12 protein-coding genes are annotated in these 13,934 nt (G+C 71.7%); 5 read left to right on the plus strand and 7 right to left on the minus strand.

The genetic code is table 11. The features are described from left to right. The first annotated feature begins 90 nt into the window (after positions 1-90). Positions 91-1,146, plus strand: coding sequence for an LLM class F420-dependent oxidoreductase (locus tag ORI94_RS20300; RefSeq protein ID WP_266077574.1), 1,056 nt, complete (start codon positions 91-93; stop codon positions 1,144-1,146). 367 nt (positions 1,147-1,513) lie between these two features. On the opposite strand, the gene corA is transcribed toward ORI94_RS20300, so the two are convergent. Next, positions 1,514-2,509 (minus strand): magnesium/cobalt transporter CorA, encoded by a 996-nt coding sequence (gene corA, locus ORI94_RS20305; RefSeq protein WP_266077576.1) that lies wholly within the window; start codon positions 2,507-2,509, stop codon positions 1,514-1,516. Between the two features lie 113 nt (positions 2,510-2,622). Between corA and ORI94_RS20310 the strand changes: the two genes are divergently transcribed. The 4 genes from ORI94_RS20310 to mshC all read left to right on the plus strand — a co-directional run bounded on the left by ORI94_RS20310 (position 2,623) and on the right by mshC (position 6,232). After that, the gene (locus tag ORI94_RS20310; RefSeq protein ID WP_266077578.1) at positions 2,623-3,306 is read left to right on the plus strand and encodes a histidine phosphatase family protein; all 684 of its coding nucleotides are present in this window, start codon (positions 2,623-2,625) and stop codon (positions 3,304-3,306) included. Between the two features lie 78 nt (positions 3,307-3,384). Next, positions 3,385-3,975, plus strand: a complete 591-nt coding sequence (locus ORI94_RS20315; protein ID WP_266077580.1) for a DUF3090 domain-containing protein — start codon at positions 3,385-3,387, stop codon at positions 3,973-3,975. Then, the gene (locus ORI94_RS20320) at positions 3,939-4,802 is read left to right on the plus strand and encodes an SCO1664 family protein (RefSeq protein WP_266077582.1); all 864 of its coding nucleotides are present in this window, start codon (positions 3,939-3,941) and stop codon (positions 4,800-4,802) included. Before ORI94_RS20315 ends, ORI94_RS20320 begins: the two co-directional genes overlap by 37 nt. Before the next feature lie 200 nt (positions 4,803-5,002). Continuing rightward, positions 5,003-6,232, plus strand: coding sequence for a cysteine--1-D-myo-inosityl 2-amino-2-deoxy-alpha-D-glucopyranoside ligase (mshC, locus tag ORI94_RS20325; RefSeq protein WP_266077584.1), 1,230 nt, complete (start codon positions 5,003-5,005; stop codon positions 6,230-6,232). Between the two features lie 257 nt (positions 6,233-6,489). Here mshC and ORI94_RS20330 read toward each other — a convergent pair whose 3' ends face one another. The 6 genes from ORI94_RS20330 to ORI94_RS20355 all read right to left on the minus strand — a co-directional run bounded on the left by ORI94_RS20330 (position 6,490) and on the right by ORI94_RS20355 (position 13,718). Then, entirely contained in the window at positions 6,490-7,476 is a 987-nt protein-coding gene (locus ORI94_RS20330; RefSeq protein WP_266077586.1) for a PAC2 family protein, read from the minus strand. Positions 7,477-7,679: 203 nt separating this feature from the next. Further along, positions 7,680-8,351 carry a FadR/GntR family transcriptional regulator gene (locus ORI94_RS20335; RefSeq protein ID WP_266077588.1) on the minus strand — a complete coding sequence of 224 codons (672 nt, stop codon included), beginning with the start codon at positions 8,349-8,351 and terminating at the stop codon, positions 7,680-7,682. 175 nt (positions 8,352-8,526) lie between these two features. Further along, on the minus strand, positions 8,527-10,143 hold the full coding sequence (locus tag ORI94_RS20340; RefSeq protein ID WP_266077590.1) for a glycerol-3-phosphate dehydrogenase/oxidase: 1,617 nt from the start codon (positions 10,141-10,143) through the stop codon (positions 8,527-8,529). 18 nt (positions 10,144-10,161) lie between these two features. Beyond that, positions 10,162-11,721, minus strand: coding sequence for a glycerol kinase GlpK (glpK, locus tag ORI94_RS20345; RefSeq protein ID WP_416237859.1), 1,560 nt, complete (start codon positions 11,719-11,721; stop codon positions 10,162-10,164). Between the two features lie 86 nt (positions 11,722-11,807). Next, the gene (locus tag ORI94_RS20350) at positions 11,808-12,599 is read right to left on the minus strand and encodes an MIP/aquaporin family protein (RefSeq protein WP_266077592.1); all 792 of its coding nucleotides are present in this window, start codon (positions 12,597-12,599) and stop codon (positions 11,808-11,810) included. 354 nt (positions 12,600-12,953) lie between these two features. Continuing rightward, positions 12,954-13,718, minus strand: coding sequence for an IclR family transcriptional regulator (locus ORI94_RS20355; RefSeq protein WP_266077594.1), 765 nt, complete (start codon positions 13,716-13,718; stop codon positions 12,954-12,956). Positions 13,719-13,934 lie beyond the last annotated feature (216 nt).

Raw genomic sequence — 13,934 nt, forward strand, 5'->3', positions numbered from 1 at the left:
GAAGGCCGCGGGCGCCGCCCGCTCCGCCCGTCCCCCGCGGTATAGGGTCTCCGCACAAGCTACGTTACCGATCGGTAAGGGGAGACGGCCATGCAGCTCGGGATCAACCTCGGCTACTGGGGTGCCGGAATGGACGCGGACAACCTCGCCGTGGCGCAGGAGGCGGACCGCCTCGGGTACGCGGTCTGCTGGGCGGCCGAGGCCTACGGCTCCGACGCCGCCACCGTGCTCACCTGGGTCGCCGCCCAGACCGAACGCATCGACGTGGGCTCGGCCATCTTCCAGATCCCGGCCCGCCAGCCCGCGATGACGGCGATGACGGCCGCCACCCTCGACTCCCTCTCCGGCGGCCGGTTCCGCCTCGGCCTCGGCGTCTCCGGCCCGCAGGTCTCCGAGGGCTGGTACGGCGTCAAGTTCGACAAGCCGCTCGCCCGGACCCGCGAGTACGTCGAGATCATCCGCAAGGCCATGACGCGCGAGCGCCTCACCCACGACGGCGAGCACTGGACGCTGCCCCTCCCCGGCGGCCCCGGCAAACCCATCAGGCTGACCGTGCACCCGCAGCGTGAGCACATCCCCCTCTACATCGCCGCGATCGGCCCGAAGAACCTCGAACAGACCGGCGAGATCGCCGACGGCGCCCTGCTGATCTTCCCCTCCGCCGACCACCTCGAGGACACCGCCGTCACGTACCTGAGGGCGGGCCGCGAGAAGGCCGGCAAGACCCTCGAGGGCTTCGACGTCTGCCCCACCCTGCCCCTCGCCGTCGGCGACGACAAGGACGTCACCGCCCTGGCCGACACCTTCCGCCCCTACACCGCGCTGTACGTCGGCGGTATGGGCAGCCGCAAGCAGAACTTCTACAACCAGCTCGCCGGGCGCATGGGCTACGAGCGGGAGGCCGCCGAGATCCAGGACAAGTACCTGTCCGGCGACAAGCAGGGCGCCGCCGCGGCCGTACCGCACGACCTGATCGACTCCACCACGCTCCTCGGCTCCGTGGACCGCATCGCGGACCGGATGAAGGCCTACGCGGCGGCCGGGGTCACCACCCTCACCCTCGCTCCGGCGGGTCTCACCCTCGACGAGCGCCTCGCGTCGCTGCGCGCCGGCACCGAGGCCCTGGAGCGCGCAGGCCTCGCGTAGCACCGCCGACCCAGCAGCCGAAGGTTCTCCGGCCGTGGCGGGGGCTCGGGGGTCTTCCCCGCCACGGCCGTCACCCACCACAACGCCCGGTGGCCTCCGCGGTTACGCCCCGGCGCCCCCTCGCCCCTCCTGTCTCCGGCGTGGTCGCCGGCCGTCCCGGCTGCCGTGCGCCCCTCCTCCCGCCCGGCTCCTTCCTCGCGGACGACTTCCGGCCACCGCGGGCACTGCGGGCGCTGCGGAGCGCCGCAGCCGCGGACTGCGGAACCGCGGCACGTGCGGAATCCTCGCGGAGACGGGCCCATGATGCTTGGAGACGGGCCCGTGATGCTTCTCGGCCCCGACGCCCGCTGCTTCGGTCAGCCTCCCGCTACATCCAGCCGCGTTGCTTGAACAGCCGGTACAGCAGCACCTCCAGCACGGCCATCACCACGATCACCGCCGGGTAGGACCCCTCCCACCGCAGCTCCGGCATGTGCTCGAAGTTCATGCCGTAGACCCCCGCGAGCATCGTGGGGACCGCCGCCATCGCCGCCCACGCGGAGATCTTCCGCATGTCGTCGTTCTGCCGGACGCTCACCTGGGCCAGATGCGCCGAGAGGATGTCCGACACCAGCCGGTCCAGGCTCTCCACGGACTCGTTCACGCGCGTGAGGTGATCGTGCACGTCACGGAAGAAGGGCCGCGCCTTCTTGGACACGAAGGGCACCGCCGCACCGAACGCGCCCGCTCCCGCCAGCCGTGCCATCGGCTGCGTCAGCGGCCCGGTCGCCCTGCGGAACTCCAGGATCTGCCGCTTGAACGTGTAGATCCGGGACGCGGTGTGCCGCGCGCCGGCACCGTCGGGGCTGAAGACCTCCGCCTCCAGCTCCTCGAGGTCGGTCTGCAGCTCGGTCGCCACGTCGAGATAGTGGTCGACGGCCGCGTCGGCGATCGCGTACACCACCGACGTCGGCCCCTTCCCCAGCAGCTCCGGCTCGTGCTCCAGACGGTTCCGTACGGCGTTCAGCGGGGAGCCCTCGCCGTGCCGGACGGTCACCACGAACGCGTCCCCCAGGAAGATCATGACCTCGCCGCTGGAGACGGTGTCGCTGTCCGGCTCGTAGGCGACCGGTTTGAGGACCATGAACAGCGAGTCGTCGTACATTTCCAGCTTGGGCCGCTGATGCGCCTTGAGGGCGTCCTCGACCGCCAGCGGATGCAGTCCGAACTCCTGGGAGACCAGGCCGAACTCGTCCTCCGTCGGCTCGTGCAGCCCGATCCACACGAAGCCGCCCGAGGCCCGCGCCTGCTCCAGCGCGTCGGAGAAGTCCTCGGGCCCCTCCGTCCGGTGCCCCTCCCGGTAGACGGCGCAGTCGACGATCACGGAACGCACTCTCCCTTCACCGGCCGGCCGGCACATCCGGTCCCACCGCACCGGGCAGCGCACCTCGCGACGCGCCCGGCCACACATCCGCGCGTACGCCTACCCTGGGCCGCATGCCCACATTGCTCCTGGTCCGGCACGGACGATCCACCGCCAACACCGAGGGGCTGCTCGCCGGCCGCACGCCCGGCGTCGCCCTCGACGAACGCGGGACCGCACAGGCCGCCGCCCTGCCCGGACGGCTCGCCGCCCTGCCCCTTTGCGAGGTCGTCGCCAGCCCTCTCCAGCGTTGCCAGGAGACGATCAGGCCGCTCCTGGACGCCCGCCCCGGCCTCACCGCCCACACCGACGACCGTATCGGGGAGTGCGACTACGGCGACTGGACGGGCCGCAAGCTCGCCGAACTCAAGGACGAGCCCCTCATGGAGGTCGTCCAGGCCCACCCGTCGGCCGCCGCCTTCCCCGGCGGGGAGTCCCTGCGCGCGATGCAGACACGTGCCGCCGAGGCGGTGCGCGAGTGGAACGCGCGCGTGGAGCGCGACCACGGCGGTGACGCCGTCTATCTCATGTGCTCGCACGGGGACATCATCAAGTCCCTCGTCGCCGAAGCACTCGGACTTCACCTCGACCTCTTCCAGCGGATTTCCGTCGATCCCTGTTCCATCACCGCGATCCGGTACACACGGCTGCGCCCCTACCTCGTCCGGCTCGGCGACACCGGTGACTTCGCCGCCCTGGCGCCCCGGGCCGAGTCGCCCGCCGACGCCCCGGTGGGCGGCGGCGCGGGCGCACCGTGATCGTCGGCCGCAGTAGGGTGAAGCCGTCGCGGCAGCGCCGTGGCCACAGGTACCCACGACTCTCAATGGAGACAGGACGTGTCCCGTCAGGTGTTCCTCTACGACCAGCCGGAACGTTTCGTGGCCGGTACGGTCGGGCTGCCAGGGCGCCGTACGTTCTTCCTCCAGGCCTCAGCCGGCTCCCGGGTGACCAGCGTGGCCCTGGAGAAGACCCAGGTCGCCGCACTGGCCGAGCGCATGGACGAACTCCTCGACGAGGTCGTACGCCGTAGCGGGGGCGGCGCCGCCGTGCCCGCCGTGGCACCGACGGAGATCGCCGACACCGCCCCGCTGGACGCCCCCGTGGAGGAGGAGTTCCGCGTCGGCACCATGGCGCTCGCCTGGGACGGCGAGGAGGAGTGCATGATCGTCGAGGCGCAGGCGCTCGTCGAACTGGACGCCGAATCCGAGGAGGACCTCGCCGAGGCGGAGGAGCGGCTGCTGCAGGACGAGGAGAACGGGCCCCCGATGCTCAGGGTCCGGCTCACCGGCGTCCAGGCCCGTGCGTTCGCCAAGCGCGCCCTCGAGGTCGTCAACGCGGGCCGGCCGCCGTGCCCGCTGTGCAGCCTCCCTCTCGACCCGGAAGGACACGTATGTCCGCGTCAGAACGGATACCGGCGCGGAGCGTGACCCCCGACGGCTCCGCCGGCCCCGTGGACCCTGCCGGCCCCGCGGCCGCGGTGCTGCTGCTCGCCGAGGGCGAGCTGACCGTGCGCGGACGCATCCGTGAGGCGTCGAACGCGGCACTGTACTGCACCGTGACCCACGAGGGCCGCGAGGCTGCCTGTGTCTACAAGCCCGTCGCGGGGGAGCGGCCCCTGTGGGACTTCCCGGACGGCACGCTCGCCGGGCGCGAGGTCGCGGCGTACCTGGTCTCCGAGGCGACCGGCTGGGGACTGGTGCCGCCCACCGTGCTGCGGGACGGGCCGCACGGGGAGGGCATGTGCCAGCTGTGGATCGAGACCGCCCCGGACGCGGAACTCCTCGCCCTGGTCGACCGGGCGGAACCCGGACCCGGCTGGAAGGCGATCGGGTTCGCCGAGGTGGGCGAGGGACGCACCGCGCTGCTCGTGCACGCCGACGACGAGCGGCTGCGCCGGCTGGCCGTGCTCGACGCGGTGATCAACAACGCCGACCGCAAGGGCGGGCACCTCCTGCCCACCCGGGACGGCCGGCTCCACGGCATCGACCACGGTGTCACCTTCAACGCCGAGGACAAGCTGCGCACCCTGCTGTGGGGGTGGGCGGGAGAGCCCTTGACCGAGGAGGCGCGCGAGGTCCTGGAGACCCTGGGGAAGGCCCTCGCCGAGGACGGCCCGCTGGCGGCCTCACTGGCCGCGCACATCACCCCCGCCGAGATCGACGCCACCCGCGCCCGCGTGGCCTCCCTCCTCGCCACCGGCACGCATCCGGAACCCGGCGGCGACTGGCCGGCCATCCCCTGGCCACCGGTCTGAACCGGGTCCGCCGCCCGGCTCCGGGTCCTTCGGCCCGCCCCGGGTTTGGTGGTCCGGATCCGCCGCGGGCCGGGCCCGGCCCGCACACTCTCCGCACGCACACCACCAGCACCTTCCGCGGTGACGCGCAAGAGTGCCTTCCCGGTCGTCCGGCCTGCTCCGGTTCGTATCCTGGACCATGGTCCGGTTACGCTCATGACATGCATGCCTGGCCCGCTTCCGAGGTCCCCGCCCTGCCTGGTCAGGGACGCGACCTGAGGATCCACGACACCGCGACCGGGGGGCCGGTCACACTCGACCCCGGTCCCGTAGCCCGTATCTACGTCTGCGGCATCACCCCGTACGACGCCACCCACATCGGACACGCGGCGACGTACAACGCGTTCGACCTCGTGCAGCGCGTGTGGCTCGACACCAAGCGGCAGGTCCACTACGTCCAGAACGTCACCGACGTCGACGACCCGCTGCTGGAGCGGGCCGAGCGGGACGGCGTCGACTGGGCCGCGCTCGCCGAGCAGGAGACCCAGCTCTTCCGCGAGGACATGACGGCCCTGCGGATGCTGCCGCCGCAGCAGTACATAGGTGCCGTGGAGGCGATACCCGGGATCGTCCCGCTCGTCGAACGGTTGCGCGACCTCGGCGCGGCGTACGAACTCGAGGGCGACACCTACTTCTCGGTCGAGGCCGACCCGCGCTTCGGGCAGGTCTCGCATCTCGACGCCGCCGCCATGCGGCTGCTGTCCGCGGAACGCGGCGGCGACCCGGAGCGCCCGGGCAAGAAGAACCCCCTCGACCCGATGCTCTGGTCGGCCGCCCGCGAGGGCGAGCCCAGCTGGGACGGCGGGTCGCTGGGCCGGGGCCGTCCGGGCTGGCACATCGAGTGCGTGGCCATCGCCCTCGACCACCTGGGCATGGGCTTCGACGTCCAGGGCGGCGGCTCCGACCTGGTCTTCCCGCACCACGAGATGGGCGCCTCCCACGCCCAGGCGCTCACCGGCGAGTTCCCCATGGCCAAGGCGTACGTCCACGCGGGCATGGTCGCCCTGCACGGCGAGAAGATGTCCAAGTCCAAGGGCAACCTGGTCTTCGTGTCCCGGCTGAGGCAGGACGGCGTCGACCCGGCGGCGATCCGGCTGGCGCTGCTCTCCCACCACTACCGCGCCGACTGGGAATGGACCGACCAGGTCCTCCAGGACGCCGTGACCCGGCTCGGGCACTGGCGGGCCGCCGTCTCCCGCCCCGACGGCCCCTCCGCCGAGGCCCTCGTGGACGAGATCCGCGAAGCCCTGGCCAACGACCTGGACGCCCCGGCGGCCCTGACCGCCGTCGACCGCTGGGCCGTGACCCAGGAGCAGCAGGGAGGCACGGACACCGGGGCGCCGGGAATCGTCTCCCGCGCGGTGGACGCCCTGCTCGGCGTGGCGCTGTAGGCCGACAGGACCCGGCTGCCCGGAAACACAGAGGGGTGCCCCGTCGGCTGGCGGGGCACCCCTCTCCCGCACACCCATGTGTCCAGGGCCTGTGGCGAGGGTGACGCCGGCCAAGCGGCGTCCGGCACGCCCTCGCGCCGCACCGCCCGAAAGCCCGGGTACGCCCGGTGCGAGGGCTTCCGGGCGGCACTACGAGAGCCCGCACCGGACGCCGCGCGGCCGCCCTTCGGGCGACGACGCCGCTTTCGCCGCAGGCCCTAGTCCTCCGAGGAATCCTCGCCGTCCGTGTCCGGTTTCGGGGGTTTCGGCGGGCGGGGCCGGCTGCCCGGGGTGTCCCGCCGGAACGACGCGCCGTCCCCGCCGTCGGCCGTGGCGTGGCCGCCGGGCTGCGGCGGGCCGGACGAGCCGTCACGGCGCCGCAGATAGCGCTCGAACTCGCGGGCGATCGCCTCGCCCGACGCCTCCGGCAGCTCGGCCGTGTCCCGGGCGTCCTCCAGCGACTGGACGTACTCCGCGACCTCGCTGTCCTCCGCGGCCAGTTGGTCCACGCCCACCTGCCAGGCGCGCGCGTCCTCGGACAGTTCGCCCAGGGGGATGCGCACGTCGATCAGGTCCTCCAGCCGGTTCAGGAGGGCCAGCGTCGCCTTCGGGTTGGGCGGTTGCGACACGTAGTGCGGGACCGCCGCCCACAGCGACACCGCCGGGACACCCGCGTGCGTGCACGCCTCCTGGAGGATGCCGACGATCCCCGTGGGTCCCTCGTACTTGGTCTCCTCGAGGTCCATGCGGCGGGCCAGGTCCGGATCGGACGTGGTCCCGCTGATCGGGACCGGACGGGTGTGCGGCGTGTCACCGAGCAGGGCGCCCAGGACGACCACCAGTTCCACCCCGAGTTCGTGGGCGAAGCCCAGCAGCTCGTTGCAGAACGAGCGCCAGCGCATGGAGGGTTCGATCCCGCGGACCAGCACCAGATCGCGTGGCTTGTCGCCGCCGACCCGGACCACCGACAACCGCGTCGTCGGCCAGGTGATCTTCCGGACGCCGCCGTCCATGAACACCGTGGGCCGGTTGACCTGGAAGTCGTAGTAGTCCTCGGCGTCCAGCGCCGCGAACACCTGGCCCTTCCATTCCCTGTCCAGATGCGCGACCGCGGTGGAGGCGGCGTCGCCGGCATCGTTCCAGCCCTCGAACGCGGCCACCATGACCGGGTCGATCAGCTCGGGAACCCCCTCGAGCTCGATCACCCAGTGCCTCCTTCCGACGTGCCCTCGCGTACCCCCCAACCTTACGGCGTGCCGGGGGAGTGCCCGCAGCCCCCTCGCAGGGGGAATGCCCCAACACTGCCCCGGCGGACACCGGGAAACACCCCGCATTGATCCGAGCTGTCCGGCAGGGCCGCCCGCTCACGGGGCGCAGCGGACCGGCTCACGGCGCGGACGGCGGGCTCTCACAGCGTGGACCGCAGCCACTGCTCGACGCTCGCGATGTGGACGGTGGCCCACGACCGCGCCGCCTCCGCGTCCCGGTCCCGCAGGGCCGCCAGGATGGCCCGGTGCTCGCGCAGGGTCCGGCCGACGGCGTCCTCCTGGGTGAGCCCGCGCCAGACGCGGGCCCGGGTGGTGGGACCGGACAGACCGTCGAGCAGCGAACAGAGCACGGAGTTGCCCGAGCCCCGCACGATCCCCCGGTGGAATTCCAGATCGGCGGCGACCAGGGCCTCCACCGAGGGTTCGGGTCCCAGCCCGTCCAACTGCTCCGACAGCGCGTCCAGTTCCCGCTCGCTGATCAGCGTCGCCGCGACGGCCGTCGCGGCCGGCTCCAGGATGCGGCGCACGGCGAGGAACTCCAGGACCGTGTCGTCCCGGTGGAAGTCCACGACGAAACTCAGCGCCTCCAGCAGCAGTTGCGGATCCAGGCTGGTGACGTACGTGCCGTCGCCCTGCCGCACGTCCAGGATCCGGATCAGCGACAGTGCGCGCACCGCCTCCCGCAGGGAGTTGCGCGACAGCCCCAGTTCGGCCGCGAGTTCGCTCTCCCTGGGCAGCCGGTCGCCGGGACGCAGTGCGCCGGAGACGATCATCCCCTTGATCTTCTCGATCGCTTCGTCGGTGACTGCCATCCCGGCCTCCTGCGGATCCCCTACGGACCAGACGTCCGATGTATCCGGGCCATTATGCGGGCCCTCCGGGGCGGTCCCACAGCCGGAAGGGGCGACTCCGCCGGCCCGCAGGACCTGTCCGGAGTCGCCCCTTCCCGTCACCGTCTCCCGTGCGGGAGGACCGGTGACCGTGCGGTCACCTCTTGTCGAGCAGGCCCTGGACCTCCGCGCGGACCTCGTCCGTGGCAAGACCTCGGATCGTCAGCGTCGTGCGGCGGCGCAGCACGTCGTCCGCAGTCTCGGCCCACTCGTGGTCCCGGGCCCAGACGACCTGCGCCCAGATCTCCGGGGCGTCCGGGTGGACGCGCCGGGCCAGCGCCGGGTCGTCGTTGGCCAGCCGGGCGATGTCGAAGGCCAGCGAACCGTAGTGGGTGGCCAGGTGCCGGGCGGTGTCCTCGGCCATGCGCGGGCCGGGCGCGGGGCCGTCCACCAGCAGCCGGTGGGTGACGGCGCGCGGGTTGGCGACCCCCGGCAGCGGCAGCTTGCTCGGCAGCGCCGCGACGGGCTCGAAGTCGTCGCCCAGCGGGTGGCCGGGCAGTTCCTGGAGCTTGCGCATCACCGTGCGGCCGATGTGGCGGAAGGTGGTCCACTTGCCGCCCGCGACGGACAGCATCCCGCCGCGGCCCTCGCTGACGACCGTCTCGCGCTTGGCCTTCGCGGTGTCCCCGGGGCCGCCCGGCAGCACCCGCAGGCCGGCGAAGGAGTACGTGATCAGGTCACGGTCCAGCTGCTGGTCGCGGATGGAGAACGCGGCCTCGTCGAGTATCTGGGCGGTGTCCTTCTCGGTGACCGCGACGTCCGCCGGGTCGCCCTCGAACTCCTCGTCGGTCGTGCCGAGCAGCAGCATGTCCTCCCAGGGGAGGGCGAAGGTGATGCGGTACTTGTCGATCGGCGTGGCCAGCGCGGCCCGCCACGGAGCGGTCCGCTTCAGGACCAGGTGCGCGCCCTTGGACAGGCGGATGGACGGAGCCGCCTTCGGGTCCTCCATCCGGCGCAGGTGATCGACCCACGGCCCGGTCGCGTTCAGCACCAGACGGGCGTCGAGGCCGAACTCGTCGCCCGACAGCCGGTCGCGCAGCTCGGCACCGGTCACCCGGCCCCTGGTGAACCGCAGACCGGTCACCTCGGCGTGGTTGAGGACGACGGCGCCCGACTCGGCCGCCGCGCGGACCGTCATCAGCGCCATCCGCGCGTCGTTCATCTGGTCGTCGCCGTACACGGCCACGGCCTTGAGGTTGTCCGTGCGCAGCTCCGGAACGTCCCGCGCGGCCCTGGCGGGGGAGAGCAGATGGCCCACGCCGTCGCCGAAGGCCGAGAGCGCCGAATACGCGAAGACACCTGCTCCGAGCTTCGCCGCGCCGTGCGGCCCGCCCTTGTACACGGGGAGGTAGAAGGTGAGCGGATTCGCCAGATGGGGTGCCACCTGGCGGGAGACCGCACGGCGCTCGAAGTGGTTCTCCGCCACCAGCCTCACCGCGCCGGTCTGCAGATAGCGCAGACCGCCGTGGAGGAGCTTGGAGGAGGCGGAGGACGTGGCGCCGGCGAAGTCGCCGGCGTCGACCAGAGCCACCCTGAGGCCGGACTGCGCGGCGTGCCAGGCGGTGGAGATGCCCAGGATGCCGCCGCCGATCACGAGGAGGTCGTACGACGCCTTGGAGAGCTGCTCCCGGGTCTCGGCCCGGCTCGGGTTCGAGCTGGAAGCCGGGTGCGTCCCCAGGGCAGGCACGGACTGCGGGGTGGACTGAGTGGTCATGTCGGGTCTTGCTCCTCGTCAGTCTTCGTCCTCGAGCCAGCCCATGGTCCGCTCGACGGCCTTGAGCCAGCTCTTGTACTCACGGTCGCGGATCTCCGCGTCCATGTGGGGGGTCCACTCGGCGGCCCGGCGCCAGTTGGCGCGCAGGTCGTCGGTGTTGTTCCAGAAGCCGACGGCGAGGCCGGCGGCGTAGGCGGCGCCGAGGCAGGTGGTCTCGGCGACCATGGGGCGCACCACGGGCGCGTCCACGAAGTCGGCGAGGGTCTGCATCAGCAGGTTGTTGGAGGTCATGCCGCCGTCGACCTTGAGGGCGGTCAGTTCGACGCCGGAGTCCTTCGTCATGGCGTCGGCGATCTCCCGCGTCTGCCAGGCGGTGGCCTCCAGGACGGCGCGCGCGATGTGCGCCTTGGTGACGTACCGGGTCAGGCCGGCGATCACACCGCGGGCGTCGGAGCGCCAGTACGGGGCGAACAGGCCGGAGAAGGCCGGTACGAAGTAGGCGCCGCCGTTGTCCTCGACCGAGAGCGCGAGGGTCTCGATCTCGGCGGCGGTGGAGATCAGGCCCATCTGGTCGCGCATCCACTGCACCAGCGAACCGGTGACGGCGATGGAGCCCTCGAGGGCGTAGACCGGCTTCTGGTCGCCGATCTGGTAGCCGACGGTGGTCAGCAGCCCGCTGTAGGAGTTGATGATCTTGTCGCCGGTGTTCATCACCATGAAGGTGCCGGTGCCGTACGTCGACTTGGTCTCGCCCTCGGCGAAGCAGGTCTGGCCGAACAGGGCCGCCTGTTGGTCGCCGAGCGCGGAGGCGACCGGGATGCCGCCGAGCAGGTCGCCCAGGCTCCCGCCCTTGATCTCGCCGTAGACCTCGGCGGAGGAACGGATCTCGGGCAGCATCGCCGTCGGCACGCCGATGGACTCGGCGATCTTCTTGTCCCACTGCATGGTGTGCAGGTTCATCAGCATCGTGCGGGACGCGTTGGTGACGTCGGTGACGTGCCTGCCGCCGTCCACGCCGCCGGTCAGGTTCCAGATGACCCAGGTGTCCATGGTGCCGAAGAGGATGTCGCCCGCCTCGGCGCGCTCCTTGAGGCCCTCGACGTTGTCGAGCAGCCAGCGGGCCTTGGGGCCGGCGAAGTAGGAGGCGAGGGGGAGACCGGTCTCGCGGCGGAAACGGTCCTGCCCCACGTTGCGGCCGAGCTCGCGGCAGAGGGCGTCGGTACGCGTGTCCTGCCAGACGACGGCGTTGTGGACCGGCTCACCGGTGTTCCGGTCCCACAGCACGGTGGTCTCGCGCTGGTTGGTGATGCCGATGGCCTTGATGTCGTCCCGGGTGATACCGGCCTTCTCGACGGCGCCGGCGACGACTTCCTGGACATTGGTCCAGATCTCGGTGGCGTCGTGTTCGACCCAGCCCGGCTTGGGGAAGATCTGCTCGTGTTCCTTCTGGTCGACGGCGACGATGCGGCCGTCGCGGTCGAAGACGATGCAGCGCGACGAGGTCGTGCCCTGGTCGATGGCGGCGATGAACGGACCGTGGCCGTGGGAGGCGATGCCGGCGGTGTGGTCGTCGGTCACTGTGTACTCCTGGAGGTTCCTTGGTTGCGGGGCTGTACGTACGGCGCTTCTACAAGACTGGGGGTTCTGCGGCGGCGGGGTCACCCTCAGGCGAAGGCGAGGTTGTAGACGCCCGCCGCGAGGGCGCCGCCGATCAGCGGACCGACCACCGGGACCCAGGCGTAGGACCAGTCGGAGCCGCCCTTGTTGGGCAGCGGCAGGAGGGCGTGCACGACGCGCGGACCGAGGTCACGGGCCGGGTTGATCGCGTAACCGGTCGGCCCGCCGAGGGACAGGCCGATGGAGACGACCACCAGGGCCGTGATCAGACCACCCAGCACGCCGAGGCCGTTGCCCTCGTCGTTCAGGCCCTGGGTGAGCACGGCGATGATCAGCACGAAGGTGCCGATGATCTCCGTGGCGAGGTTCTGCACGGCGTTGCGGATCTCCGGGCCGGTGGAGAAGATGCCGAGCACCGGGCCGGCGCCCTTCTCCTGGGCCTCGACCGCCTTGGCCTGGACCTGCGAGCCCCGGTCGCCGACGATCTCCTTGTCGGTGAGGTGCGCCTGGAACTGGCCGTAGTAGGCCAGCCAGACCAGCGTGGCGCCGAGCATCGCGCCGAGGAGCTCTCCGGCGAAATAGACCGGAACGTTGCCCCAGTCGCCGTCCTTGACGGCGAGGGCCACGGTCACGGCCGGGTTGAGGTGGGCTCCGGAGAGCGGAGCGGAGACGTACACGGCCGTCATGACGGCGAAGCCCCACCCGAAGGCGATGGCGAGCCATCCGGTGTTACGGGCCTTGGAAGCCTTCAGGGTCACGGCGGCACACACGCCGCCGCCGAGCAGGATGAGTATGGCGGTACCGATGGTCTCGCCGATGAAGATGTCGGAGCTGGACACCCGCGACTCCTTTGTCCTTCGTCCAGGGAAGCCGACCCCCGGGTCCCACCGGGGATTGGCGCCCTCAGGGATGAGAGCGATGTCGGCCCGTGGCGTTGTCACACTCTAACGCGTATTGCCGGTAAGTGTTCGACAATGCCGACCGATGGACGGGAGTCTTTCCTCGCCCTGCCTGTGCGTCAAGGGTTTGGTTGTCGAAAGCGCGATCGTTATCAATTGTCCCGGGATGTCGATCCACGGTATTCGATCTGTGGTGACACGCCCCCATTGTCCGCCGGGGGTACGGCGACGGCCGGGGCGCCGTACGGCGCCCCGGCCGGGTCCCCCTGTGTGCCGGTTGTACCCGCGCCGCGCTCAGAAGCGCCGGGCACCCAGGTCCCGCGACACCGAGCGGGCGCAGTCGCGGACCGCTGCGATCAGCTCCGGGCGCAGCTCGCCGTCCTGCCGCAGCCGCTCCACCGCGCCCGTGACGCCGACCGCGCCGACCGGCATGCGTCGCCGGTCGTGGACGGGGGCCGCGACCGAGGCCACGCCCTCCCAGGTCTCCTCGACGTCCGCCGCGTACCCGCGCGCGCGAGTGAGGTCGAGGATCCGCTCGAAGGCCTCCGGATCGCACACCGTGCGGTCGGTGAACGACTTGCGGTCGCCCTCCAGCGCCTCGCTGTGGGCCACCGGGTCGTAGGCTGCCAGCACCTTGCCCAGGGCCGTGGAGTGCAGTGGCTGCATGGCCCCGATCTCCAGGACCTGCCGGCTGTCGTCGGGCCGGAACACGTGGTGCACGATCAGTACGCCCTGCTGGTGCAGCACGCCCAGATAGACGCTCTCACCGCTGGAGCGCGCCAGGTCGTCCGTCCACACCAGGGCGCGCGCCCGCAGCTCGTGCACGTCGAGGTACGTGGTGCCCAGGCGCAGCAGCTCCGCGCCCAGCTGGTAGCGCCCGGAGGCGTCGTCCTGCTCGACGAAGCCCTCCTGCTGGAGGGTGCGCAGAATGCCGTGGGCGGTCCCCTTGGCGAGGCCCAGCGACGAGGCGATGTCCGACAGGCCGAGCCGCCGCTCGCCGCCCGCCAGCAGGCGCAGCATCGCTGCCGCCCGTTCGAGCGACTGGATGTTCCGTGCCATCCCCGTGCTGCCTCCGTCCCCTTCGACCGCCGCCCCGCGACGCTGCCGCTGTTCGGCAATGCCGAACACTACCGTTCGATGTCGACCTCTTGCCAACGGTCCGCCGCCATCGGCCGTGATCCGTGGCCTGATCCGCCCCCCGCCCCTGCACGGGGCGTGCGGAACCACGCCATCATGGTCCGCCCCGTGGACGTCCGGAACATCGGGGCGCGGTCC

It is taken from the genome of Streptomyces sp. NEAU-W12, from assembly GCF_026242095.1.
In the GTDB taxonomy this organism is placed as follows: Bacteria; Actinomycetota; Actinomycetes; order Streptomycetales; family Streptomycetaceae; genus Streptomyces.

Coding starts and splice junctions, on each gene's coding strand:
- ORI94_RS20310 (WP_266077578.1), top strand. CDS start 2,623: ATGCCCACATTGCTCCTGGTCCGGCACGGACGATCCACCGCCAACACC.
- ORI94_RS20320 (WP_266077582.1), top strand. CDS start 3,939: ATGTCCGCGTCAGAACGGATACCGGCGCGGAGCGTGACCCCCGACGGC.
- ORI94_RS20355 (WP_266077594.1), bottom strand. CDS start 13,718: ATGGCACGGAACATCCAGTCGCTCGAACGGGCGGCAGCGATGCTGCGC.
- ORI94_RS20340 (WP_266077590.1), bottom strand. CDS start 10,143: ATGACCACTCAGTCCACCCCGCAGTCCGTGCCTGCCCTGGGGACGCAC.
- ORI94_RS20300 (WP_266077574.1), top strand. CDS start 91: ATGCAGCTCGGGATCAACCTCGGCTACTGGGGTGCCGGAATGGACGCG.
- ORI94_RS20335 (WP_266077588.1), bottom strand. CDS start 8,351: ATGGCAGTCACCGACGAAGCGATCGAGAAGATCAAGGGGATGATCGTC.
- mshC (WP_266077584.1), top strand. CDS start 5,003: ATGCATGCCTGGCCCGCTTCCGAGGTCCCCGCCCTGCCTGGTCAGGGA.